This window comes from Pseudomonas synxantha (genome assembly GCF_900105675.1).
GTDB classification, from domain to species: Bacteria; Pseudomonadota; Gammaproteobacteria; order Pseudomonadales; family Pseudomonadaceae; genus Aquipseudomonas; species Aquipseudomonas synxantha.
Genome location: NZ_LT629786.1, coordinates 6,280,222 through 6,306,848, shown reverse-complemented (window position 1 = coordinate 6,306,848; position 26,627 = coordinate 6,280,222). Strand labels below are relative to the sequence as shown.

The following is a 26,627-nucleotide window of genomic DNA, read 5'->3' as shown; positions in this document are numbered from 1 at the left end:
CGTCTCTCAGCGCCCAGCGGTCTGCAACGGATACACCGACTCCCACCCTCCTCCCAGCGCCTTGTACAAACCGACCATGGCCAAGGACACGCTGGTAGAGCTTTCCACCCATTGCTCCTGCGTCGCCAGCAATGCGCTTTGCACGGTGAGGACGTTGACAAAATCCACCACACCTTCGACGTACTGATGTTGCGCGGTGGTCAGCGCGATCTGGTTCTGGCGCACGGCTTCGGCGAGGCTGTCGCGGCGTAGTTGGCTGGCGTTGTAGCGGGTCAGTTGGTCGTCGATTTCATGCCAGGCGCGCAGCACGGTTTGCTGGTAGGCAAGGGCCGCTTCCTGTTGCTGGGCTTCGCGCAAATCCACCATGCCTTGCAGGCGCCCACCGTTGAACAGCGGCAGGCTCAATTGCGGGCCGAGGGCAAATGCGCGGGAACCCCAGGAGCCGAAGTCCGACAGCTGCATGGCCTGGGAGCCGAGGCTGCCGGACAGGGTGATGCGCGGGTAGAAGTCGCCCTTGGCCACGCCGATGCTGGCGGTGGCGGCGTGCAAGCGCGCTTCTGCCTGGCGGATGTCGGGACGGCGTTCAGCCAGCTCCGAGGGCAGGCCGATGGCGACCTGGCGTTGGGTTTGCGGTACGGCCGCGTCCTTGGACAGCTGTGCTTGCAGGGCCTGGGGCGGTTCGCCCATCAGCAGGCTCAGGGCGTTGATCAGTTGGTCCTGGCGCTGTTGCAAGTCCGGCAGGCGCGCTTCAATCGCCGCGACCTGGGCGGCGGCTTCGGCCACGTCGAGGTCGGTCGCTACGCCATCAGCCAGGCGCAATTGCGAGAGCTTGAGGCTGTGACGGGCCACGTCGAGGTTTTGCTCGGTAACGGCACGGGTGCTCTGCACGCCGCGCAGTTGGATGTAGTCCTGGGCAGTCTCGGCCAGTACCGACAACAACACGGCGCGGCGGTCGTTTTCGGCGACCTCCAGGGTGGCGTCGGCTGCTTCGGTTTCACGCTTGACCCGGCCCCAGAAGTCCAGTTCCCATGAGGCCGAGAAGCCCATGTCCCATTGGTTGAAGGCCGAGCGGCCGCTCTCGCCGGAGGGGTCGTTCAAGCCTTTGCCGCTGTTGCGCTTGCGCTGGTAACCGCCGTCGGCATCGACGTTGGGGTAGCGTTCGGCGGTGGTCACTTGGCGTACGGCGCGACTTTGTTGCAGGCGGCTGCTGGCCAGTTTCAGGTCGAGGTTATCGCTGAGGGCGCGGCGCGTGAGTGCTGAAAGTTGCTCGTCGTGGAATACGTCCCACCAGCGCTCCTGCAAGGGGTCACTGACGGCACGGCTTGCGGCTTGGCGACCCTGGGGCTCGCTCCATTGGCTGACCTGTGGACCTTGGGGCCGTTGGAAATCCGGGCCGACGGTGCAGGCGCTCAGGCTGATGAGGCTCAAGGTGAGCCAGGCGACGTGTTTCATTGCTGGGCCACCTCACGCTGTTGCGCGGCCGGCCGGGTATCGACGCTGGCTTCCACCGACATGCCAACGCGCAAACGCTCGGTCAGTGGCTGGTTCGGCTCAAGCACGATCTTCACCGGAATACGCTGTACCACCTTGGTGAAGTTGCCGGTGGCGTTGTCCGGCTTGACCGAGGCAAAGGTCACCCCCGTGGCCGGCGCCAGGCTTTCCAGATGGCCTTTGAGCAGCTCACCGTCAAGACTGTCGACGCTGACCTGCACAGCTTGGCCGGCGTGCATATGGGACAGTTGGGTCTCTTGGAAATTGGCCACCACATAGGCCTCGGCCAGCGGCACGACCGCGAGGATCTTGCTGCCCGGTGTCACATAGGCGCCAACTCGCACGGCGCGCTCGCCGACCATGCCATCCACCGGCGCGACGATGCGTGTGTAGGACAGCTGATAACTGGCCATTTCCAACGCCGCCTGGGCACGCTTGAGGCCACCTTCGGCCGCATCACGCTGGGCGGTAAGGATTTCTATCTGCTTGCGCTCGGCCGCCAGTACCGCGGTGGATTTGGCCAGCCGGGCGGTGGCCTGGTCGATGCGGGTCTTGGCTTGCTGGGCGTTCTGCACCGTGCCCGCGCCGACGCCGGCAAGGTGGTTGTAGCGATTCAGTTCATGTTCGGCGAAGGCCACTTCGGCGCGATCAGCCGCCACGGTGGCCTGGGCCTGGGCGATCACCGAGCTTTGACGCTCCAGGGTCGCAGTGGCGTTTTTCAGTTGGGCCCGGGCCACCAGGGTATCGGCGTCGGCAGCCTGGGCGGCGGCGCGAAAGTCGCGGTCGTCGATCAACGCCAACAGCTGGCCGGCCTTGACGCGCTGGTTGTCTTCCACCAACACCTCCTTGATAAAGCCGGCCACCCGCGGCGCTACCAGGGTGAAATCAGCAGCAACGAAAGCGTCGTTGGTAGTCTGGCGCTTGCTGCCCAGCACACCCGGCGCGACCAGGTAAACCAGTACGCCGACGGCAAATACAGCAATAACGGCGACGGCAATTTTGTCTTTGCGTTTCATGGAAAGTCCTTGTGGTCAGGTTGGAGCGCGAGGCGGATAGATCCGCGTGGGCATCCAGAAAATCAGCAGGATCAACGCCACCGCGACACCGGCCATGACGACGTAAAGATCCGAAGAGGTCAGCACCACGGTCTGCTCGTGCAAGCGGTGGGCGAGGCCCTGCGCCTGCGTGTCGGCCAGGGGCGAGTTGCCGAGGCGGTCCACCAACATGGTTGAATGGAAATGCCCGCGCTGGGTGGTCAATGTATCCAGCACCGCGGTGGCGATCACAGCGGCCAGGCCCTTGACGGTATTGAACCAGGCCGAGGCGAACGGCCCTTCGATGGGTTGGATGCTGCCGGTGGACAGCATCAGCAGCGGCAACACGGCCATCGGCTGGCCGAAAATCTGCAGCAGGTACCAGCCATAAAAATCATCGCGGATCCACGCCGAGGTCAGGTGTGAACTGCCGATGCAGCACAGCACCAACATGCCCAGGCCGATCCCCAGCACCCAGCGGCAATCGACCCAGCGCAGGTTGCACAGCGCCGCCACCAGCGGCAACGCGATCAACTGCGGCAGTGCCATCAGCAGCATCACCGGCGCGGTTTGCAGCGGCCGGTAGCCCTGGACCTGGGCGAGAAAACTCGACGGGATGATGATCACCGAAGTCAGCACCATCAACACACCGGCCAGCACGATCAGGGCAAAGGCCAGGTTGCGCAGGCCGAGCATCTGCAATTTGAAGAAGGGTATTGGCTGCGACCATTCGTTGAGCAGGAACAACACCAGCAACACGGTGCCGCCACTCAGCAGAAAGGTGATCAGGCCCGACTCGAACCAATCCAGGCGATTGCCTTGCAACAAACCGATCACCAGCATGCAGATCGCCGGGAACCCTAGCAGCAGACCGCGCCAGTTGAACTGCCTGAAGCGCTCCAGGCGCAGCGGGTCTTGCGGCAGGCCATAAGCGACAGCCGCCATCGACAGCAGGCACGGCGCGACGATCTGCCAGAATGCCCATTGCCAGCCGACGTATTCGGTCCACAACGCCGCCAGGGGCGTACCCAGGCTCGGGCCGAAGGTGGCGGTCAGGGCATAGCCGGCCAGGCCATACAGCTTGACGTTGGCCGGCAGGAAACGTAGCGCCACGGTCATCAGCATCGGCGGCAGCGCGCCACCGGCCAAACCTTGCACGGTGCGTAGCAGCAGCAGGCTTTCGTAGTTCGGCGCGAACGGGCAGAGAATACCCAGCACGGTGAACAAACCGATGGCGCACAGCGTGAAACGGCGCAGCGAAAACGTCACCGAACACCACGGTGCAAAGGCCATGGCCGCCACGGACGTCGCCGTGTAGGCCGCGACTAGCCAGGTACCTTCGTCAAAACCGATATACAGCGCACCGCGGATATCGGCGAGGGCGACCTTGGTGACCATCTCGTTGAGACCGGACACCAGCACCGCCAGCAGCACGCCGATCAGGCCGATGATGATGCGTGGGCCGAACACGGGCGGGCTTGGAGCAACAGGTTGGGCTGCGGCCTGGAAAGCGGGGGCAGCGAGGGATGTCATGAACAGGTAACTCGGAATGATAAATACCTGAGCAGTTTAATCAGGCTATACCCTGCAAAAAAGTTACTTATCGGAAGCTTATAAGTGCGCCAGGCGCAATCCAAATGTGGGAGGGGGCTCGCCCCCGATTGCAGGGTGTCAGGTAGCTAATTTCTAGCTGACACTTTGCTATCGGGGGCAAGCCCCCTCCCACATTTTTGACCGCGCAGGGCTTTAGACTTAGGTGGGTTGGGCTTCGAGCCAGGTGGCGTGGCAACTCTCTCGCATGGTCTCGCGCAGCCATTTGTGCGCCGGGTCTTTGTCGAAGCGTGGGTGCCAGGACTGGGCCAATACCAGTGTCGGCAAGGAGATCGGCAACGGGAACGCGCGCAGTGGCAGGTTCAGGCGTTTGGCGCTTAGCAGCGCTTCCTTGGGCACCGGCATGATCAGGTCGGATTCCGGCAACATGAACATCGCACCGTGAAAGCCCGGCGCGATCATCGCCACACGACGCTCCAGGCCCTGCTCATTCAGCGCGGTGTCGATCGGCCCACGGGCAATGCCACGCCGTGAAATGCTGATGTGGGAATAGCTGGCAAAGCGTGCCGCGGTGATTTCTTCGTCGAACAACGGGTGGTCTTGCCGCGCCAGGCCGACAAAGGTGGTGGAAAACAGGTTCTGCACCTTCACTTCCGGGCTGGCCGGCATGGTGTTGCTCACCCGCAGATCCAGGCGCCCTTCGCGCAGGGCTTCGTCGTCGGTGTCGCCTTCGGGCACGAAGCGCAGTTCGCACAGGGGGGCCACGCGCTCCATGGTGTCGAACAGCCGACCGCCATACACGCCGATGAAGAAGTCATTGGCGCGTACGCTGAAGCGACGGCGCAAGGTGCTCAAGTCCACTTGATCGGCCGAACGAAACAGCAACGCCGCCTGCTCCACCACGTTGCGCACCTGGCCTTGCAGCTCCAGGGCCTTGGGGGTCGGCACCAGGCCCCGACCGGCACGCACCAGGATCGGGTCGCCTACAGCCTCGCGGATACGCGTGAGGGTGCGGCTCATGGCCGCCGGGCTCAGGTTCATCCGCCGCGCAGCGCCAACCACGCTGCCCTCGTCGAGCAAGGCGTCGAGCGCGACCAGCAGGTTCATGTCCGGTAGTTGCATGCCAAGCACTCGTGATCAATTGGGAGTGAACTGGGCGCAATCCTAGCAGGCTTTACCGGTTCAGAAAGGCGCATCCCCCTGGATAGTGGTGCGGTACAGCTTGCGGCGCAGATGGCTCGGGCTCCAAGGTGATGCTGATGGCCCTATCGGGGGCAAGCCCCCTCCCACACTTGAATTGTGAACGCAGTCAAATGTGGGAGGGGGCTTGCCCCCGATGAGGCCGGCACAGGCGCTGGAGATCTACCGCTCGTGCAACGCCTCGGCCCGCGCCTTGATGATTGGCTTGAGCAGGTAACTGAGGATGCTTTTCTTGCCGGTGATGATGTCCACCGAGGCAACCATGCCCGGGATGATCAGCAGCGGCTTCTCATCGGTGCCCAGGTGGCTGCGGTCGGTGCGCAGGGTGATCATGTAATAGGTGGTTTTCTTGTCTTCATCGGTGATGGTGTCGGCACCGATGCGTTCGAGCTTGGCCTTGAGGCCGCCGTAAATGGTGTAGTCATAGGCAGTAAACTTGACCACCGCTTCCTGCCCTGGGTGCAGGAAGGCGATGTCTTGCGGACGGATCTTGGCTTCCACCAGCAAGGTGTCGTTCAACGGCACGATTTCGACCATGTCGCTGCCTGGTTGGATGACGCCACCGACGGTGTTGACCAACAGCTGCTTGACGATCCCACGTACCGGCGAGGTAACCAGGGTGCGACTGACGCGGTCTTCCAGGGCGCGACCGGTGGATTCGGCCTTGTTCAGCTCGGTACGGGCTTCGTTGAGCTGGGTCAGGGCTTCACTGCGGAATTTGCCGCGGGTTTCGTCGATCTTGCGCTGCACTTCCTTGATCGCCGACTCGGCGCGAGGGATCGCCAGGGTGGTGGCGTCCAACTGGCCGCGGGTTTCCATTTCGGCGCGCTTGAGGCGCAGCACTTCCACCGGGGACACCGCGCCCTGGGCCACCAGCGGCTCGGACATGTTGATTTCCTGGCGTTGCAGGGACAACTGGCTGCGGTACTGGCCCTGCTTGGAGGTGAACTCGCGCAGTTCTTGCTGGCGCTGTACCAGTTGCTCCTGCAGACCGCCGACTTCGTCTTTCAATTGCTGGCGCCGGCTTTCATACAGGGAGCGCTCGTTGGCGGCCTGGCTCGGCGCAGCCTTGAGCACGTCGTCGGGGATGTTCAGCGGGCGATCGTCCACCTGTGCACTGAGGCGCTCCACGCGCAGTTGCATGGCCAGGCGCAGGGCTTCGGTTTCCCCAGCGTTGGAGACAAACCGCGTATCGTCGAGGCGGATCAATGGCGCACCGGCTTCGACGATCTGGCCTTCCTTGACGTACAGCTCGGCGACGATACCGCCTTCCAGGTTCTGGATTTTCTGCAACTTGGACGACGGAATCGCCTTGCCGTCGCCACGGGTCACCTCGTCGATCTGGGAAAACCCTGCCCACACCACCAGGAACACGAAGAACCCGATGATCGCCCAGATGGTCAGGCGGATGACCCGCGGCGCATCTTCGATCAGGGCTTTGTTGACCTCGGGCAAGGGCTGACCCTGCAGCGAGTCGGAACCTTTGAAATAGCGCCCGACCGCACTCTTGATGGAGTTAAGCAACACTGATCTGCCCCTTTTTCAACGCTTCCATGACCACGGCTTTCGGGCCGTCCGCGAGAATCTGTCCACGGTCGACCACCAGCAGGCGGTCCACCAGGGAGAGCAGTGAGGCGCGGTGCGTGACCAGAACCACGGTCTTGTTTTGCACCACGGCCTGCAGGCGTTGCTTCAAGCGTTCTTCACCGGTGTTGTCCATGGCGCTGGTGGGCTCATCCAGCAGCAGCATGGGCGGGTTGAGCAGCAGCGCTCGGGCCAGGGCGACGTTCTGGCGCTGGCCGCCGGACAAGTTCTGCCCACGCTCGCCGACTTGCAGCTCGTAACCTTGGGGGTGCAGGCGGGCGAATTCGTGCACGCCGGCCAGTTCGGCGGCTTGCAGGACCATTTCGTCCTCGACGTAGCGCGCCCCCGATACCAGGTTGTCGCGCAAGGTGCCGGCGAGCAATTGGATGTCTTGGGCAACGTAGCCAATGTTGTGGCGCAGTTCGCTGACGTCGATCTGGCGTACGTCCACGCCGTCCACCAGCAGGGCGCCGGAGTCGGGCTGGTACAGGCCGACGATCAATTTGGCCAGGGAGCTTTTGCCCGAGCCGCTGCGGCCGATGATGCCGATTTTTTCCCCGGGCTTGATCACCAGGTTGATGTTTTTCAGCGCCGGGTTCTGTTGGTTCGGGTAGGTGAAATTCAGGCCCCGGCATTCGATGGCGCCTTGCAGGGTACGGCGGCTCATGGGGCGCTCGTCGAAATTGCGCTCCTGGGGCAGCTCCATCATCTGGTCCACCGAGGTCATGGTGACCTTGGCTTGCTGGTAGCGCGTCAGCAGGCCCGACAGCGAGGCCAATGGGCTCAGGGCGCGGCCACTGAGCATGTAGCAGGCAATCAGGCCGCCCATGCTGAGGTTGCCGTCGATGATCTGGTACACGCCGAACACGATCATGATCACGCCGGCCAATTGCTGGATCAGCAGGGTCATGTTCATCGACAGGCCCGACAGCAACTTCACCCGCAGCTCCAGCCGGCTCAGGGTACCGATGGTCTGTTCCCAGCCGTATTGGCGCTCGCTCTCGGCATTGTTGACCTTGACCGCATCGAGCCCGGCGAGGGTCTCGATCAGGCTCGACTGGCGCTCGGCGGCCAGGGCCATGGTGCGTTCCATGGTTGCCACCAAGGGCTTTTGCAGGGCATAGCCGATGCCCAGGGCAAGCGGGAACGCCAGCACCGGCACCCACACCAGATGCCCGCCGAGGATGGCGATCACCAGGAAGATCAGCAAGGTAAACGGCAGGTCGATCAGGCTGGTGAGGGTCAGCGACGCAAGGAAGTCGCGCAGGCTTTGAAACTCATGGATGTTCTGGGCGAAGCTGCCGACCCGTGCCGGGCGGTACTTCATGGACATGCCGACGATGCGTTCGAACAGCGTGGCCGAGATGATCAAGTCGGTTTTCTTGCCGGCCAGGTCCAGGCACAGGCTGCGCAGACTCTTGAGGACAAGGTCGAACAGGTACGCGCCGCAGATGCCCACGGCCAGCACCCACAGGGTGGCGGTGGCCTGGTTCGGCACGACGCGGTCGTATACGTTCATCACGAACAGCGGCGCAGCCATGGCGATGATGTTGATCAGGAAACTGGCGGCGATGGCGTCGGTGTAGAGCCAGCGCGAACGCATGAGGGTGTCACGGAACCACGACCGCGCCCGTGGAATCAGGCTGCCGTGGTTGACGTCGAATTTGTGTTGCGGCTGGGCGAAGAAGACCTTGCCGATGTAATCGTCGACCAATGCTTCGCGTTTGATCAGCACTTCGCCGCCGTCGCTTTCGCTGAGCAGGATCCGTGCTTCATCCTCGCCTTCCCAGCCGACCAGCACGGTACTGCGACCGTCCTTGAGCAACAGCAGCGCCGGCAATGCAATCGTGGGGATCTGCTCCAGCTTGCGTTGCAGCAGCCGGCCTTGCAGCCCGGCCCGTGCAGCGGCACGCGGCAACAACTCGGCGCTCAAGCGTTGCGAGGGCAGCGGCAGGCCGGTAGTGAGCATGGCCGCGCTGGCCGGTTTCTGATGCAGGGCGCAGAGCGCCAACAGCCCGTCGAGCAACGGGTCGTCATGCAGGGCGCGTGGATCATGACTGAGATGAACTCGACTGCTTTCAGGTTCCACGCGGTGCACTCTCGACTAACAGATGGGGCTATTGGGGTGGCTCAATTCATCCCAGGCAGTTGGACTTTAGGTTTCACGTCGTTCTGTACGACGGAAGCCATTGGTGCGACCACTCCCTGGCTCTTGAGCAATTCACCCATGGTCGCCTTGATTCGATACTGAGTAAATAACTGAATGTTCTTGATTTCTTCCAGGCGGCGGGAAGCGGTGAACAATTCATTTTCGCTGTCGAGCAAATCCAGCAGGGTGCGTTGACCGAGGCTGAACTGTTGCTGGTAGGAGGTGCGTACACGGGAGCTATGGTCCACATATTGCTGAGCCACTGGCAATTGCGCATTGGCGTTGTTCAACGCGTTCCAGGCCAAGCCTAGCTCTTCATTGAGTTGGCGCAAGGCGTTGTTGCGGATATCCAGGGCCTGGTTGGCCTGGTAGGACTTCGATTGCAGGTCGGCCTTGTTGCTACCGCCGGCGAACAGGTTGAAGCGCATGCGCACCATGGCTTCCCAGCCGTTGCTGTGGTTCGGATCACCGGAGACGTTGTTGTCGGCGTTGGTGCCAAGCTCAGCGTCAAAGCGTGGGTAGAAGCTGGATTTGGCGGCTTCGTACTGTTTTTCGGCGGCGGAGATATCCGACTCGGCCGAACGCAGGACAGGGCTGTTGTCGAGCATCTGGCGACGGGCTTCATTCAGGTCCGCCGGCAGCATGGCCATGAACGGCGCCGGGCGCTCGAGCTGGTCGGGCATCTGGCCGACGGCGCTGAGGTAGTTGGTTTGCGCGTCTGCCAGGTTGGTCTGCTCGGTGATCAGGTTGTTGCGGGCCTGGGCCAGGCGCGCTTCGGCTTGGTCCTGGTCGGCACCGTTGCCGACGCCGCGCTGCGTGCGCAACTTGATCTGATCGTAGATGCGTTCGTGATTGCGCAGGTTGTCTTCAGCCAGGCGCACGAACTCACGGCGGGTCAACACTTCCAGGTAGACCTGGGCAACGGTCAACGCCGTACGCTCGGACGTACCCAGCAAGGAGTAGGCACGGGCATTAACGTTGGCTTGTTGACGCCCGACTTCGCTGGAGGTGGCGAAACCGTCAAAAATCATTTGCTGCAGGCGCAGGCTGGATTCACCGCGGTTGAGCGTGTCCCAGTGGTTGCCGCTGGGGTTGTTGGCGCGGGAGGTGGCGTTGTCGGTCCCTTGGCGGCCATAGCCGGCGTTCAGGTCGACTCGCGGCAGGTAGCCACCTTGTGCGGCGCGCAGTTGATAGTCAGCAGCGATGCGGCTGTTAACACCTGCCTGGATTTCCGGGTGCACATCCAAGGCCTGTTGCATGGCTTGGGGCAGCGTCTGGGCTTGTACGAAACTGGCGGCGAGAACGAACGGAATTGCCTTGAACAGGTGCAGGCGCATTTAAAAATTTCCCCAAGACTTCTTGTCTCAAATCACAGCGATTAGCACCGCTGCGTCGGATAATGGCTACCGTAATGACCGTACGTCGGAAAGTTCAAAAAACGGAACTGCTTCACACATGTAGGACGGTTCGCCGCTTAAATATCAATGTGACATTACGGAAGCGATTGTTTAGGATGGCGGCCATAAGGTCAATAGTTTGGCACAAACTAGATCACTAAAAAATCTAGCCAAATATTTGACGTCAATCGCTTTATAGACTACGTCCTCCAATTGGCAGCCCTAATTGCGCGCTGCAAAATGGAATTTCGAACGAATCGCCGGAGAAAATTTTAATGAGCAGTGTTGTTGCCATCGTCAAAAGCATTGTTGGTCAAGTTTTCGTTATTTCTCCGGAAGGCACTCGTCGCGTCCTTATTGAAGGTGATCGCTTGTTCGCAGGCGACCAGGTCGACACTGGCATGTCGGGCGCAGTGAGCCTGGAACTGGCCGACGGCCGTATCCTGGACCTGGGCCGGGACACTCAGTGGAGCGCCGATCTACCGGACTCCAGCGTCGACCTGGCCGCTGCCACGGAGCAGGCTGCGCCGTCGGTGGCCGAGCTGCAACAAGCCATCGCCGCCGGTGCCGACCCGACCACCGAGCTGGAAGCCACGGCCGCAGGGGCAACCGCTGCCGGTAATGGCGCCGCGGGGGGTGGTCACAGCTTCGTGGTGCTGGACGCTACCGCCGGCCGTGTCGACCCGACCATCGGTTTCCCAACCGGCCCTCTCGGCCAGGGCACCTCGACACTCAACGCGTTGGCCGGCGCACCAGGCACTGCTGATTCCGGCTTGGCGCTGCAGCCCGCGACCCTGTCCCTGAGCGCAACCCCCACCATCACCGAAGCCGGCGGTGTGCTGACCTATACCGCCACCGTTACGCGGCCCTCCACCAGCGACCTGACCGTGACCTTGTCCAATGGCGCGGTGATCACCATCCCGTCGGGCCAACTGACCGGCACCGTTAATGTGCCCCTGGCCCCCAACGACAGCCCCTACATCGATCCAAGCCAGATCAGCGTCAGCGTTACCGGTACCAGCGGCGGCGGCAACCTGGTGTTGACCCTCGACCCTAACCCGGCCGTGACGCAGATCACCGACACCATCGACACCACCACCGTGACGCTGACCGCAGGCGATACGGTGACCGAAGGTGGGCAGATCACCTACACCGCCACCTTGACCAACCCGGCGCAGACGCCTGTCACCGTCACCTTGAGCAATGGCTCGGTGATTACCATCAAGGCGGGCGAGTCAACGGGCACCGTGGTGGTCGACACCCCGGCGAACGACGTCTACAACAACGGTTCGACTGTCAGCACCACCATTACTGGTGCAAGCGGCGGTAATTTCGAAAACCTGGTGCCGAGCACCACGCCTGCGGTCACCACCATTACTGATTCGGTCGACACCACTACCGTCACGCTGAGCGCTGGCGATACGGTGACCGAAGGTGGGCAGATCACCTACACCGCAACCCTTACCAATCCGGCACAAACGCCTGTCACCGTGACCTTGAGCAATGGCTCGGTGATTACCATCAAGGCGGGCGAGTCAACGGGCACCGTGGTGGTCGACACCCCGGCGAACGACGTCTACAACAACGGTTCGACTGTCAGCGCCACCATTACCGGTGCAACCGGCGGCAACTTTGAAAACCTGGTGCCGAGCACCACGCCTGCGGTCACCACCATTACTGATTCGGTCGATACCACCACCGTTACCCTGACAGCCGACGGCAACGTCACTGAAGGCGGCCAGATCACCTACACCGCCACCCTGACCAACCCGGCGCAGACGCCTGTGACCGTCACCTTGAGCAATGGCTCGGTGATTACCATCAAGGCCGGCGAGTCGGCGGGCACCGTGGTTGTCGATACTGCGGCGAACGACGTCTACAACAATGGTTCGACCGTCAGCACCACCATTACCGGTGCAACCGGCGGCAATTTTGAAAACCTGGTGCCGAGCACCACGCCTGCGGTCACCACCATTACTGATTCGGTCGATACCACCACCGTCACGCTGACCGCTGGCGAAACCGTGACCGAAGGCGGGCAGATCACCTACACCGCGACCTTGACCAACCCGGCGCAGACGCCTGTAACTGTCACCTTGAGCAATGGCTCGGTGATCACTATCAAGGCGGGCGAGTCCGTCGGCAGCGTGGTCGTGGACACGCCGCCCAATGACGTCTACGTCAATGGCAGCACCGTCAGCACGACCATCACCGGCGCGACCGGCGGCAATTTTGAAAGCCTGGTGCCGAGTACCACACCGGCGGTCACTACGGTTACTGATTCGATCGACACCACCACCGTGACGCTGACGGCACCGACCGAGGCGAACGAGGGTGGACAGGTTACGTATACCGCTACGCTTTCCAATAAAGCGGGCACTGACGTAACGTTGAAACTCGACAACGGCTCGTCGATCACCATTAAAGCGGGCGATACCGTGGGCTCCGTGACTGTGCGTGCACCGACCGATGACGTGTTCATCGATAAGAGCACCCAGACCGTCCAGATCACCGAGACTACTGGCGGCAACTTCGAAAAATTGGAAGTGGCAGGCAACGGCGCAACCACGACGATCAATGACACCATCGACAAGGTCGATGTGGTTCTGAGCGCTACCACGACTGTCGGAGAAGGCGGCAATATCGTCTACACCGCCAGCCTTGTGGATAAAAACGGCGTGCCGGTGACTAACATCACCAATCCATTGACTGTCACTCTGGATAACGGCCAGAGCATTACCATCGGCGTGAATCAGTCGAGCGGCAGTGTTTCCGTCTTGGCGCCAGATGATGTGTACAAAGGCGATCAAACCGTCACTACCGCTATCAAAGGCGTAACCGGCGGCGAACACTTTGAAAATCTGGTTCCAGGTACTGCGGCGGTTAACACCACCGTTACCGATACTCCCGATACTGATAACACCACGACTGTCACGCTGACCGCGCCTAGCGCGGTGAACGAAGGTGGCCAAATCACCTACACCGCGACCTTGAGCAACAAGGCCGGTACTGACGTCACCTTGAAGTTGGATAACGGTTCGTCGATCACCATCAAGGCCGGCGATACCGTTGGAACGGTGACTGTTCCGGCGCCTACCGATGACGTGTTCGTCGACAAGAGTACCCAGACCGTCCAGATCACTGAGACCACTGGCGGTAACTTCGAGAAGTTGGAAGTTGCAGGCAACGGCGCGACTACCACGATCAACGACACCATCGACAAGGTCGATGTGGTGCTGACCGCCACCACCACCGTGGGCGAAGGCGGCAACATCGTCTACACCGCCAGCCTTGTGGATAAAAACGGCGCGCCGGTGGCTAACATCACCAACCCGCTGACCGTCACTTTGGATAATGGCCAGACCATCACCATTGGTGTGAACCAGTCGAGCGGCACCGCTACTGTTGTGGCTCCGGATGATGTGTACAAAGGCGACCAAACCGTCACCACCGCTATCACAGGCGTCACTGGCGGTGAGCACTTCGAGAATTTGGTTCCAGGGACCGACAAAGTCACTACGACTGTGACTGATACTCCAGGCACCGACAACACCACGACTGTCACGTTGACTGCGCCAAATGCCGTTAACGAAGGTGGCCAGATCACCTATACCGCGACCTTGAGCAACAAGGCCGGTACTGACGTCACCTTGAAGTTGGATAACGGTTCGTCGATCACCATCAAGGCCGGCGATACCGTTGGAACGGTGACTGTTCCGGCGCCTACCGATGACGTGTTCGTCGACAAGAGTACCCAGACCGTCCAGATCACTGAGACCACTGGCGGTAACTTCGAGAAGTTGGAAGTTGCAGGCAACGGCGCAACCACCACGATCAACGACACCATCGACAAGGTCGATGTGGTTCTGAGCGCTACCACGACTGTCGGCGAAGGCGGCAATATCGTTTACACCGCCAGCCTTGTGGATAAAAACGGCGCACCGGTGACCAACATCACCAACCCGTTGACCGTAACCTTGGATAACGGCCAGAGCATTACCATCGGCGTGAATCAGTCGAGCGGCACTGTTTCGGTCTTGGCGCCAGATGACGTCTACAAAGGCGACCAAACCGTCACCACCACCATCAAAGGCGTGGCTGGCGGCGAGCACTTTGAGAACTTGGTCCCAGGGACTGATAAAGTCACCACAACTGTGACTGACACTCCGGGTACCGATAACACCACCACCGTCACACTGACTGCACCAAGCGCTGTTAACGAAGGTGGCCAGATCACCTACACCGCCACCTTGAGCAACAAGGCCGGCACCGACGTCACCTTGAAGCTGGACAACGGCTCGAGCATCACGATCAAGGCGGGCGACACTGTCGGCACCGTGACCGTCCCTGCACCGACCGATGACGTGTTCATCGACAAGAGCACCCAGACCGTCAAGATCACTGACGCTTCTGGTGGCAACTTCGAGAAACTGGAAGTTGCAGGTAACGGCGCGACCACCACCATCAACGACACCATCGACAAGGTCGATGTGGTCCTGAGTGCAACCACCACCGTCGGCGAAGGCGGCAACATCGTCTACACCGCCAGCCTTGTGGATAAAAACGGCGCGCCGGTGGCTAACATCACCAACCCGCTGACCGTCACTTTGGATAATGGCCAGACCATCACCATTGGTGTGAACCAGTCGAGCGGCACCGCTACTGTTGTGGCTCCGGATGATGTGTACAAAGGCGATCAGACCGTCACTACCGCTATCAAAGGCGTAACCGGCGGCGAACACTTTGAAAATCTGGTTCCAGGTACTGCGGCGGTTAACACCACCGTTACAGATACCCCGGGCACTGACAACACCACGACTGTCACGCTGACTGCGCCAAACGCCGTTAACGAAGGCGGCCAGATCACCTACACCGCGACCTTGAGCAACAAGGCCGGTACCGACGTCACCTTGAAGCTGGACAACGGCTCGAGCATCACGATCAAGGCGGGCGACACTGTCGGCACCGTGACCGTCCCTGCGCCTACCGATGACGTGTTCATCGACAAGAGCACCCAGACGGTCAAGATCACTGAGACCACTGGCGGCAACTTCGAGAAGTTGGAAGTTGCGGGCAATGGTGCGACCACGACGATCAACGACACCATCGACAAGGTCGATGTGGTCCTGAGTGCAACCACCACCGTCGGCGAAGGCGGCAATATCGTTTATACCGCCAGCCTTGTGGATAAAAACGGCGCGCCGGTGGCTAACATCACCAACCCGCTGACCGTCACTTTGGATAATGGCCAGACCATCACCATTGGTGTGAACCAGTCGAGCGGCACCGCTACTGTTGTGGCTCCGGATGATGTGTACAAAGGCGACCAAACCGTCACCACCGCTATCAAAGACGTAACCGGCGGCGAACACTTTGAAAATCTGGTTCCAGGTACTGCGGCGGTGAACACCACCGTCACCGATACTCCGGGTACCGATAACACGACGACGGTGACGTTGACTGCACCAAGTGCTGTTAACGAAGGTGGCCAGATCACCTACACCGCGACCTTGAGCAACAAGGCCGGTACCGACGTCACCTTGAAGCTGGACAACGGCTCGAGCATCACGATCAAGGCGGGCGACACTGTCGGCACCGTGACCGTCCCTGCACCGACCGATGACGTGTTCATCGACAAGAGCACCCAGACCGTCAAGATCACTGACGCTTCTGGTGGCAACTTCGAGAAACTGGAAGTGGCAGGCAACGGTGCGACCACCACGATCAACGACACCATCGATAAGGTCGATGTGGTTCTGACCGCTACCACCACCGTCGGCGAAGGCGGCAACATCGTCTACACCGCCAGCCTTGTGGATAAGAACGGCGCGCCGGTGACTAACATCACCAACCCACTGACTGTCACCCTGGATAACGGAAAGACCATCACCATCGGTGTTAACGAATCGAGCGCTAGCGTTTCGGTTGTTGCACCTGATGACGTCTACAAAGGCGATCAAACCGTCACCACCGCCATCAAAGGCGTGACCGGCGGCGAGCACTTTGAGAACCTGGTTCCAGGGGCCGATAAAGTCACCACGACTGTGACTGACACCCCAGGCACCGATAACACCACTACCGTGACGCTGACTGCGCCGAGTGCCGTTAACGAAGGTGGTCAAATTACGTACACCGCCACGCTTTCCAACAAAGCAGGCACTGACGTCACGCTAAAACTCGACAATGGTTCGAGCATCACGATCAAGGCGGGCGACACTGTCGGCACCGTGACCGTCCCTGCACCGACCGATGACGTGTTCATCGACAAGAGCACCCAGACCGTCAAGATCACTGGCGCTTCTGGCGGCAACTTTGAGAAGTTAGAAGTTGCAGGCAACGGCGCAACCACCACCATCAACGACACCATCGACAAGGTCGATGTGGTCCTGAGTGCAACCACCACCGTCGGCGAAGGCGGCAATATCGTTTACACCGCCAGCTTTGTGGATAAAAACGGCGTGCCGGTGACTAACATCACCAACCCGTTGACCGTAACCTTGGATAACGGCCAGAGCATTACCATCGGCGTGAATCAGTCGAGCGGCACTATTTCCGTCTTGGCGCCAGATGATGTCTACAAAGGCGACCAAACCGTCACCACCACCATCAAAGGCGTCACTGGCGGCGAGCATTTCGAAAATCTGGTTCCGGGGACCGATAAAGTCACGACGACTGTGACTGACACCCCAGGCACCGATAACACCACTACCGTGACGCTGACTGCGCCAAATACCGTTAACGAAGGCGGCCAGATCACCTATACCGCTACGCTCTCCAATAAAGCGGGCACTGATGTAACGCTGAAACTCGACAACGGTTCGAGCATCACCATCAAGGCCGGTGACACCGTCGGCACTGTGACGGTCCCTGCACCGACCGATGACGTGTTCATCGACAAGAGCACCCAGACCGTCAAGATCACTGACGCTTCTGGCGGCAACTTTGAGAAGTTAGAAGTTGCAGGCAACGGCGCAACCACCACCATCAACGACACCATCGACAAGGTCGATGTGGTCTTGAGTGCAACCACCACCGTCGGCGAAGGCGGCAATATCGTTTACACCGCCAGCCTTGTGGATAAAAACGGCGTGCCGGTGACTAACATCACCAACCCGTTGACCGTAACCTTGGATAACGGCCAGAGCATTACCATCGGCGTGAATCAGTCGAGCGGCACTGTTTCCGTCTTGGCGCCAGATGATGTCTACAAAGGCGACCAAACCGTCACCACCACCATCAAAGGCGTCACTGGCGGCGAGCATTTCGAAAATCTGGTTCCGGGGACCGATAAAGTCACGACGACTGTGACTGACACCCCAGGCACCGATAACACCACTACCGTGACGCTGACTGCGCCAAATACCGTTAACGAAGGCGGCCAGATCACCTATACCGCTACGCTCTCCAATAAAGCGGGCACTGATGTAACGCTGAAACTCGACAACGGTTCGAGCATCACCATCAAGGCCGGTGACACCGTCGGCACTGTGACGGTCCCTGCACCGACCGATGACGTGTTCATCGACAAGAGCACCCAGACCGTCAAGATCACTGACGCTTCTGGCGGCAACTTTGAGAAGTTAGAAGTTGCAGGCAACGGCGCAACCACCACCATCAACGACACCATCGACAAGGTCGATGTGGTCCTGAGTGCAACCACCACCGTCGGCGAAGGCGGCAATATTGTTTACACCGCCAGCCTTGTGGACAAAAACGGCGTGCCGGTGACTAACATCACCAACCCGCTCACCGTTACCCTGGATAACGGCAAGACCATCACTATCGGCGTGAACCAAAGCAGCGGTTCTGTCTCGGTTGTGGCACCGGATGATGTGTACAAAGGTGACCAAACCGTCACCACCGCCATTAAAGGCGTGACCGGCGGCGAGCATTTCGAAAACCTGGTCCCTGGCACTACCGCGGTGAACACCACCGTTACGGATACTCCGGGCACTGACAACACCACGACGGTCACGTTGACTGCGCCGAGCGCCGTTAACGAAGGTGGTCAAATTACGTACACCGCCACGCTTTCCAACAAAGCAGGCACTGACGTAACGCTCAAACTCGATAACGGCTCAAGCATCACCATCAAGGCTGGCGACACCGTCGGCACCGTGACCGTCCCTGCACCCACCGATGACGTGTTCATCGATAAGAGCACCCAGACGGTCCAGATCACTGAGACCACTGGCGGCAACTTCGAAAAATTGGAAGTCGCAGGCAACGGCGCAACCACCACGATCAACGACACCATCGACAAGGTGGACGTGGTTCTGACCGCCACCACGACTGTCGGCGAAGGCGGCAATATCGTCTACACCGCCAGCCTTGTGGACAAAAACGGCGTGCCGGTGACTAACATCACCAACCCGCTCACCGTTACCCTGGATAACGGCAAGACCATCACTATCGGCGTGAACCAAAGCAGCGGTTCTGTCTCGGTTGTGGCACCGGATGATGTGTACAAAGGTGACCAAACCGTCACCACCGCCATTAAAGGCGTGACCGGCGGCGAGCATTTCGAAAACCTGGTCCCTGGCACTACCGCGGTGAACACCACCGTTACGGATACTCCGGGCACTGACAACACCACGACGGTCACGTTGACTGCGCCGAGCGCCGTTAACGAAGGTGGTCAAATTACGTACACCGCCACGCTTTCCAACAAAGCAGGCACTGACGTAACGCTCAAACTCGATAACGGCTCAAGCATCACCATCAAGGCTGGCGACACCGTCGGCACCGTGACCGTCCCTGCACCCACCGATGACGTGTTCATCGATAAGAGCACCCAGACGGTCCAGATCACTGAGACCACTGGCGGCAACTTCGAAAAATTGGAAGTCGCAGGCAACGGCGCAACCACCACGATCAACGACACCATCGACAAGGTGGACGTGGTTCTGACCGCCACCACGACTGTCGGCGAAGGCGGCAATATCGTCTACACCGCCAGCCTTGTGGACAAAAACGGCGTGCCGGTGACTAACATCACCAACCCGCTCACCGTTACCCTGGATAACGGCAAGACCATCACTATCGGCGTGAACCAAAGCAGCGGTTCTGTCTCGGTTGTGGCACCGGATGATGTGTACAAAGGTGACCAAACCGTCACCACCGCCATTAAAGGCGTGACCGGCGGCGAGCATTTCGAAAACCTGGTCCCTGGCACTACCGCGGTGAACACCACCGTTACGGATACTCCGGGCACTGACAACACCACGACGGTCACGTTGACTGCGCCGAGCGCCGTTAACGAAGGTGGTCAAATTACGTACACCGCCACGCTTTCCAACAAAGCAGGCACTGACGTAACGCTCAAACTCGATAACGGCTCAAGCATCACCATCAAGGCTGGCGACACCGTCGGCACCGTGACCGTCCCTGCACCCACCGATGACGTGTTCATCGATAAGAGCACCCAGACGGTCCAGATCACTGAGACCACTGGCGGCAACTTCGAAAAATTGGAAGTCGCAGGCAACGGCGCAACCACCACGATCAACGACACCATCGACAAGGTGGACGTGGTTCTGACCGCCACCACGACTGTCGGCGAAGGCGGCAATATCGTCTACACCGCCAGCCTTGTGGACAAAAACGGCGTGCCGGTGACTAACATCACCAACCCGCTCACCGTTACCCTGGATAACGGCAAGACCATCACTATCGGCGTGAACCAAAGCAGCGGTTCTGTCTCGGTTGTGGCACCGGATGATGTGTACAAAGGTGACCAAACCGTCACCACCGCCATTAAAGGCGTGACCGGCGGCGAGCATTTCGAAAACCTGGTCCCTGGCACTACCGCGGTGAACACCACCGTTACGGATACTCCGGGCACTGACAACACCACGACGGTCACGTTGACTGCGCCGAGCGCCGTTAACGAAGGTGGTCAAATTACGTACACCGCCACGCTTTCCAACAAAGCAGGCACTGACGTAACGCTCAAACTCGATAACGGCTCAAGCATCACCATCAAGGCTGGCGACACCGTCGGCACCGTGACCGTCCCTGCACCCACCGATGACGTGTTCATCGATAAGAGCACCCAGACGGTCCAGATCACTGAGACCACTGGCGGCAACTTCGAAAAATTGGAAGTCGCAGGCAACGGCGCAACCACCACGATCAACGACACCATCGACAAGGTGGACGTGGTTCTGACCGCCACCACGACTGTCGGCGAAGGCGGCAATATCGTCTACACCGCCAGCCTTGTGGACAAAAACGGCGTGCCGGTGACTAACATCACCAACCCGCTCACCGTTACCCTGGATAACGGCAAGACCATCACTATCGGCGTGAACCAAAGCAGCGGTTCTGTCTCGGTTGTGGCACCGGATGATGTGTACAAAGGTGACCAGACCGTCACCACTGCGATCAAAGGTGTCACTGGCGGCGAGCATTTCGAAAATCTGGTTCCAGGTACCGATAAAGTCACCACGACAGTGACTGACACACCGGGTACCGACAACACCACCACCGTGACCCTGACGGCTCCGTCTGAGGCAAACGAAGGTGGACAGATCACCTACACCGCCACCTTGAGCAACAAGGCCGGCACCGACGTCACCTTGAAGCTGGACAACGGCTCGAGCATCACGATCAAGGCGGGCGACACTGTCGGCACCGTGACCGTACCGGCGCCTACCGATGACGTGTTCATCGACAAGAGCACCCAGACCGTCAAGATCACTGACGCTTCTGGCGGCAACTTTGAGAAGTTGGAAGTTGCAGGCAACGGCGCAACCACCACGATCAACGACACCATCGACAAGGTCGATGTGGTGCTCACCGCCACATCTACTGTCGGCGAAGGCGGCAATATCGTCTACACCGCCAGCCTTGTGGATAAAAACGGCGTGCCGGTGACTAACATCACCAACCCGCTCACCGTTACCCTGGATAACGGCAAGACCATCACTATCGGCGTGAACCAAAGCAGCGGTTCTGTCTCGGTTGTGGCGCCGGATGATGTGTACAAAGGCGACCAAACCGTCACCACCGCCATCAAAGGCGTGACTGGCGGCGAGCATTTCGAAAATCTGGTACCGGGTATTACGGCGGTCAACACCACCGTTACGGATACACCGGGTACCGATAACACCACGACGGTTACGCTGACTGCGCCAAACGCCGTCAACGAAGGCGGCCAGATCACCTACACCGCCACCTTGAGCAACAAGGCCGGCACCGACGTCACCTTGAAGCTGGACAACGGCTCTTCGATCACCATCAAGGCTGGCGACACCGTCGGCACCGTGACCGTACCTGCACCGACCGATGATGTGTTCATCGACAAGAGCACCCAGACGGTCAAGATCACCGAAACCACTGGCGGCAACTTCGAGAAGTTGGAAGTTGCAGGCAACGGCGCAACCACCACGATCAACGACACCATCGATAAGGTCGATGTGGTTCTGACCGCCACCACGACTGTCGGCGAAGGCGGCAATATCGTCTATACCGCCAGCCTTGTGGATAAAAACGGCGTGCCGGTGACCAACATCACCAACCCGCTCACCGTCACCCTGGATAACGGCAAGACCATCACTATCGGCGTTAACCAGTCCAGCGGCACAATCACCACCGTCGCGCCAAATGATGTCTACAAGGGCGACCAGACCGTCACCACGGCAATCAAAGGCGTGACCGGCAGCGAACATTTTGAAAATCTGGTGCCAGGCACGACTGCGGTGAGCACCACCGTGACCGACACCCCGGGCTCCACCGATCTGACCAGCGTCACCCTGACCGCCCCGACGGCCGTCAACGAAGGTGGCCAGATCACTTACAACGCGACCTTGAGCAACAAGGCCGGCAGCGACATGGTGGTCCAGCTCGATAACGGTTCCAGCATCACCATCAAGCAGGGTGCAACCGCGGGCACTGTCACCGTCCCTGCACCTACCGATGATGTGTTCATCGACAAGAGCACCCAGACCGTCAAGATCACCGGCACTACCGGCGGTAATTTCGAGGGTGTAAGCATCACCCCGGGCGGCGCGACCACCACGATCAACGACACCATCGATGACGTGACCGTTGTACTCAAGGCCACTGGCTCGGTCAGCGAGGGCGGGCAGATCGTCTATACCGCGTCCCTGGTCGACAAGAACGGCGTGGCTGTGAACAACGTTGGCTCCGACCTGGTGGTAAGGCTGGATAACGGCTCGACCATCACCATCGGCAATGGCAAGTCCACCAGCTTCATCACCGCAACCGCGCCTAACGATGCGTATGTCGGCGCCAATGACGTCACCACCAAAATCACCGGCGTGGTCAGCGGTGGCGACAAGTACGAACACTTGATCCTCGATGGCAGCACCGTGGTCACCAAGGTGACGGATGTAGTCAACAACACCACCATCGGCATCACCGGCGACGCGTCGGTGACTGAAGGCGGCACGGCACACTACACCCTGACGCTGAGCAACCCGCCGCTGACCGACGTAACCGTGACGCTCAAGTACAGCGGCACCGCCACCGACGGTTCGGACTTCAACGGCGTGTACACCGTGAAGATCCCGGCCGGCTCCAGCAGCGTGCCGTTTGATATCCGCACACTCGACGACAAGATCACCGAGCCAACGGAAAAGATCGTCATCACCATCGACAAGGCCACCGGGGGCAACTTCGAAAACCTGGTGGTGGGCAATGGCAGCGTCAGCACCGATATCATCGACAACGATGCGCCGCCGGTCATCGACCTGGATGCCAACAACTCCAGCGGCGCCATCGGAGCTGACTTCAAAACCACCTTCACCGAAGGCGGCACTGGCGTGTCGATTGCTGACACTGACATCAAGATCACCGACCCGGACAGCACCCAACTGACCGGCGCCACCGTGGTACTGACCAACAGCCAGCCAGGCGACTCGCTGAACTTCAGCGGCGTGACGGGCATCAACGTGACCCCGAGCACCGACCCTGTCACCGGCAAAATCACCTTGACCCTGACCGGCACGGCGTCGCTGGCTGACTACATGCAGCAGATCAAGAACATCACGTTCACCAATAACAGCCATGACCCAAGCACCACGCCACGCACGATTACCGTGAGCGTGACCGATGGTGGCAACTACTCCAACGTCGCGACCACCACCGTCAACGTGGTGGCCGTTAACGATGCGCCAGTGGCCACCGGCGGTGCCGTGACCGGTACGGAAGACACCGCGCTGGCCTTGACCTGGGCCAACTTCGGCGTGACCGATGTGGACTCGCCACAAGCCAGCCTTAGCGTGAAAATCACCGAACTGCCGGTAGCCGGCAAACTGCAGTTCCTGGCGGCGGACGGCAGCACCTGGACCAACGTGTCCAGCGGCCAGACCTTCACCAAGGCCCAGATCGACGGCGGCCAGTTGCGCTTTATGCCTAACGCCAACGAATCAGGCGCCGATGGTTATGGCGGCACCGGCATTGGCAACAAACAGGCCGATTACGCGCAGTTCAAGTTCCAGCCTAGCGACGGCAAGGACCTGGGTACGACAGCTACGGTGAAAGTCGATATCACCCCGGTGGCCGACGCACCGACCCTGAACGTGGCCGATAACAACGTCGCCTCGACCGGCCTGGTCAAACAGGGCTGGAACAGCATTGCCGGCCTCGGCAACAACGGCAACGGCGCTGCGCCAGACGTACTGAAAAAAGCCATCGATAACGCCGGTACACCGAACAGCACTTCTGTGGTGACCAATGTCGAATCCGTCGATAACGTCAATGCTGGCTCTGGCTCCAAGATTTCCGGCCTGATCTACATGGAAGCCGGCAAGAGCTACACCTTCAGCGGCATCGCCGATGACAGCGTAGTGGTCAACGTTGGCGGTAAAGACATTGCCAGCGGACTGTGGGGCACCAACAGCGGCAAGTTCAGCGGCTCGTTCACGCCATCGGTCAGCGGCTATTACAGCCTTGAGATCTACCAGGCCAACCAGGCGGGGCCTGGCAGTTTTGACGTCAACCTGTCGGTCAACGGCGGGGCGGTGCAGAACCTGAGCACCAGCACCGTGCCGTTGTACACCGGCATCACCGACCTGACCAACGCCGGTGTCACCGTGTCCGACCTGCATGGCAGCAACGGCGACGGTTACTACGTGGGCTACAAGCTCAACGAAGGCCAGGAAAACGGCACCGTGAAGCTGTCCAAGGTCACCACGGCGCTGACCGATACCGACGGTTCGGAAACCCTGAGTGTGAAGATCAGTGGCATCCCGGCAGGCTCGGTACTCACCGACGCGTCGGGGCATACCTTCACCGCGAGCAAGACCACGGGCGAAGTCAACGTCACCGGCTGGGACCTGGGCACCCTGACCATCAAGCCGCCGACCTACTACAGCGGCCAGTTCAACCTGACGGTCACTTCGACCTCCACCGAAAGCATCGGTGGTTCGGCCACCACCACCGCGCAATTGCCCGTCACGGTGCACCCGGCGACCTATAACCCGGTTACCGGCACCTCGGGCAGCGACACCATCAACGGCACCGATGGCAACGACATCGTCGTGGCCGACGTCGGCGGCCTGAACGTGGTGCAGGGCAAGAACTACAACATTGCGTTCATGATCGATACATCGGGCAGTATGGGCTCGAACTCGATAGCAGCGGCGAAAGCCTCGCTGACCACCACGTTCAATTCGCTGAAAAACAGTATCGGCTCCAGCACCTCTGGCACCGTGAATATCTTCCTGGCGGACTTCAGTGACCAGGTCAATCGCACGGTGACAGTCGACCTGAAAGACCCAGGCGCACTGAATTCGCTGCAGAAAGTCCTGGATTCCATGGTATCTACCGGCGGGACCAACTACGAAGACGTGTTCAAGGCCGCGTCCAACTTCTTCAAAAGTGCCCAGGCGACTGGCAACACCGGCGCGATCAATACAACGTACTTCATCACCGATGGTCAGCCGACGTTTTACCAGGGGGCCGAGCAGACCAACCCGTACTTGTACGGCAACGTCAGGCTCGATGATGTTGTCACCATGAACAACTACACCATAGGTACCGCCACCCGGATCAACATCGACTCGAATCACTTAATTGATATCGACTCTGTTGGCAAGGTAACCCTGTGGACCAACAACTGGTGGGGCTGGGGGCAGTCCAACCCGGGAACAATCCATGCCCAAGGGGATGGCACCTATGAAATATCGGTACAAGGCGGCCTCGGGTACGATACCGACTACTCCACCACCCTCAACTCCAACAGCGCGTTCGCACTGCTCAAAGGCCTGTCCACAGGTGGCGTAGAAGCCATCGGCCTCAACAGCGGGGTCAGCCTGAATCAGTTGGCACCGTACGACAGCGATGGTAAACCGCAAGCCAATATCGATCCGAAGGACCTGGCCAACGCGATCCTCGGCCACACCGAGGCGACGTTGCCTGGCGCAGACACCGTCATCGGGGGCGATGGCAACGACATCCTCTTCGGCGACCTGGTGAGCTTCAGCGGGATCAACGGTGAGGGTTACAACGCACTGCAGGCGTTTGTGGCGCAGAAGACCGGCGTAGCCGTCTCTTCGGTGACCGCCTCCAACGTTCACCAGTACGTTACCGAGCACTACGTGGACTTCGATGTGTCCGGCGCCAAGGATGCCAACGACACGCTGCTGGGTGGCGCTGGCGATGACATCCTGTTCGGCCAGGGCGGCAACGACCTCCTGGACGGCGGCAAAGGCAATGACATCCTGCTGGGCGGCACCGGCAACGACACGTTGATTGGCGGCCAGGGCAACGACATTTTGATCGGTGGTTCGGGTGCCGACACCTTTGTGTGGAAGGCGGGTGACATCGGCAACGATGTGATCAAGGATTTCAAGGCTTCGGAAGGCGACCGGATTGATCTGCGTGACTTGTTGAAAGGTGAGACCGATAGCACCATCGACAATTACCTGAAGATCACTACGGTAGATGGCGTGTCGACCCTGCAAGTCAGCAGTGAAGGCAAGCTCAACGCTGCCGGTGGCGTGGCCAATGCCGATGTGACAATCAAGCTGGAAGGCAATGATTGGTCCCATGTCAGCATCAACTCGCTGATCACTGGCGCCGACCCAACCATCAAGATCGACCATAGCTAAGATGCAATTGATCGGCCGCCTTCCCAGGCGGCCGATTTTTTTGCCTTATGGGCCGCTGGCCCTGGCGGACGGTGCGTCGCATACTCACGCCCATACACGCAGCGTTGGCCTATGCTGTTGAACGCATGTGGCTCATATTCGA

Annotated in this window: 8 protein-coding genes; 1 reads left to right on the top strand and 7 read right to left on the bottom strand. The window is 60.0% G+C overall.

The window, feature by feature from the left end:
* Window positions 1-6 precede the first annotated feature (6 nt).
* The 7 genes from BLU48_RS29135 to BLU48_RS29105 all read right to left on the bottom strand — a co-directional run bounded on the left by BLU48_RS29135 (window position 7) and on the right by BLU48_RS29105 (window position 10,346).
* Entirely contained in the window at window positions 7-1,452 is a 1,446-nt protein-coding gene (locus tag BLU48_RS29135) for an efflux transporter outer membrane subunit (protein ID WP_057025715.1), read from the bottom strand.
* A complete protein-coding gene (locus tag BLU48_RS29130; RefSeq protein ID WP_057025714.1) occupies window positions 1,449-2,507 on the bottom strand; it encodes an HlyD family secretion protein in 1,059 nt (352 codons plus the stop codon). Before BLU48_RS29130 ends, BLU48_RS29135 begins: the two co-directional genes overlap by 4 nt.
* 15 nt (window positions 2,508-2,522) lie before the next feature.
* Window positions 2,523-4,058: an MFS transporter gene (locus BLU48_RS29125; RefSeq protein WP_057025713.1), complete on the bottom strand. Its 1,536-nt coding sequence runs from the start codon at window positions 4,056-4,058 to the stop codon at window positions 2,523-2,525.
* 219 nt (window positions 4,059-4,277) lie between these two features.
* On the bottom strand, window positions 4,278-5,198 hold the full coding sequence (locus BLU48_RS29120; protein ID WP_057025712.1) for a LysR family transcriptional regulator: 921 nt from the start codon (window positions 5,196-5,198) through the stop codon (window positions 4,278-4,280).
* 240 nt (window positions 5,199-5,438) lie between these two features.
* Window positions 5,439-6,803, bottom strand: a complete 1,365-nt coding sequence (locus tag BLU48_RS29115) for an HlyD family type I secretion periplasmic adaptor subunit (RefSeq protein ID WP_043049191.1) — start codon at window positions 6,801-6,803, stop codon at window positions 5,439-5,441.
* Window positions 6,793-8,949, bottom strand: coding sequence for a type I secretion system permease/ATPase (locus tag BLU48_RS29110; protein WP_057025722.1), 2,157 nt, complete (start codon window positions 8,947-8,949; stop codon window positions 6,793-6,795). Before BLU48_RS29110 ends, BLU48_RS29115 begins: the two co-directional genes overlap by 11 nt.
* A 41-nt stretch (window positions 8,950-8,990) precedes the next feature.
* Window positions 8,991-10,346 (bottom strand): TolC family outer membrane protein, encoded by a 1,356-nt coding sequence (locus tag BLU48_RS29105; RefSeq protein ID WP_046070313.1) that lies wholly within the window; start codon window positions 10,344-10,346, stop codon window positions 8,991-8,993.
* A gap of 335 nt (window positions 10,347-10,681) precedes the next feature.
* Between BLU48_RS29105 and BLU48_RS29100 the strand changes: the two genes are divergently transcribed.
* On the top strand, window positions 10,682-26,485 hold the full coding sequence (locus tag BLU48_RS29100) for a LapA family giant adhesin (protein WP_083348208.1): 15,804 nt from the start codon (window positions 10,682-10,684) through the stop codon (window positions 26,483-26,485).
* Window positions 26,486-26,627: the final 142 nt, after the last annotated feature.

Coding starts and splice junctions, on each gene's coding strand:
- BLU48_RS29120 (WP_057025712.1), bottom strand. CDS start 5,198: ATGCAACTACCGGACATGAACCTGCTGGTCGCGCTCGACGCCTTGCTC.
- BLU48_RS29100 (WP_083348208.1), top strand. CDS start 10,682: ATGAGCAGTGTTGTTGCCATCGTCAAAAGCATTGTTGGTCAAGTTTTC.
- BLU48_RS29125 (WP_057025713.1), bottom strand. CDS start 4,058: ATGACATCCCTCGCTGCCCCCGCTTTCCAGGCCGCAGCCCAACCTGTT.
- BLU48_RS29135 (WP_057025715.1), bottom strand. CDS start 1,452: ATGAAACACGTCGCCTGGCTCACCTTGAGCCTCATCAGCCTGAGCGCC.
- BLU48_RS29130 (WP_057025714.1), bottom strand. CDS start 2,507: ATGAAACGCAAAGACAAAATTGCCGTCGCCGTTATTGCTGTATTTGCC.
- BLU48_RS29105 (WP_046070313.1), bottom strand. CDS start 10,346: ATGCGCCTGCACCTGTTCAAGGCAATTCCGTTCGTTCTCGCCGCCAGT.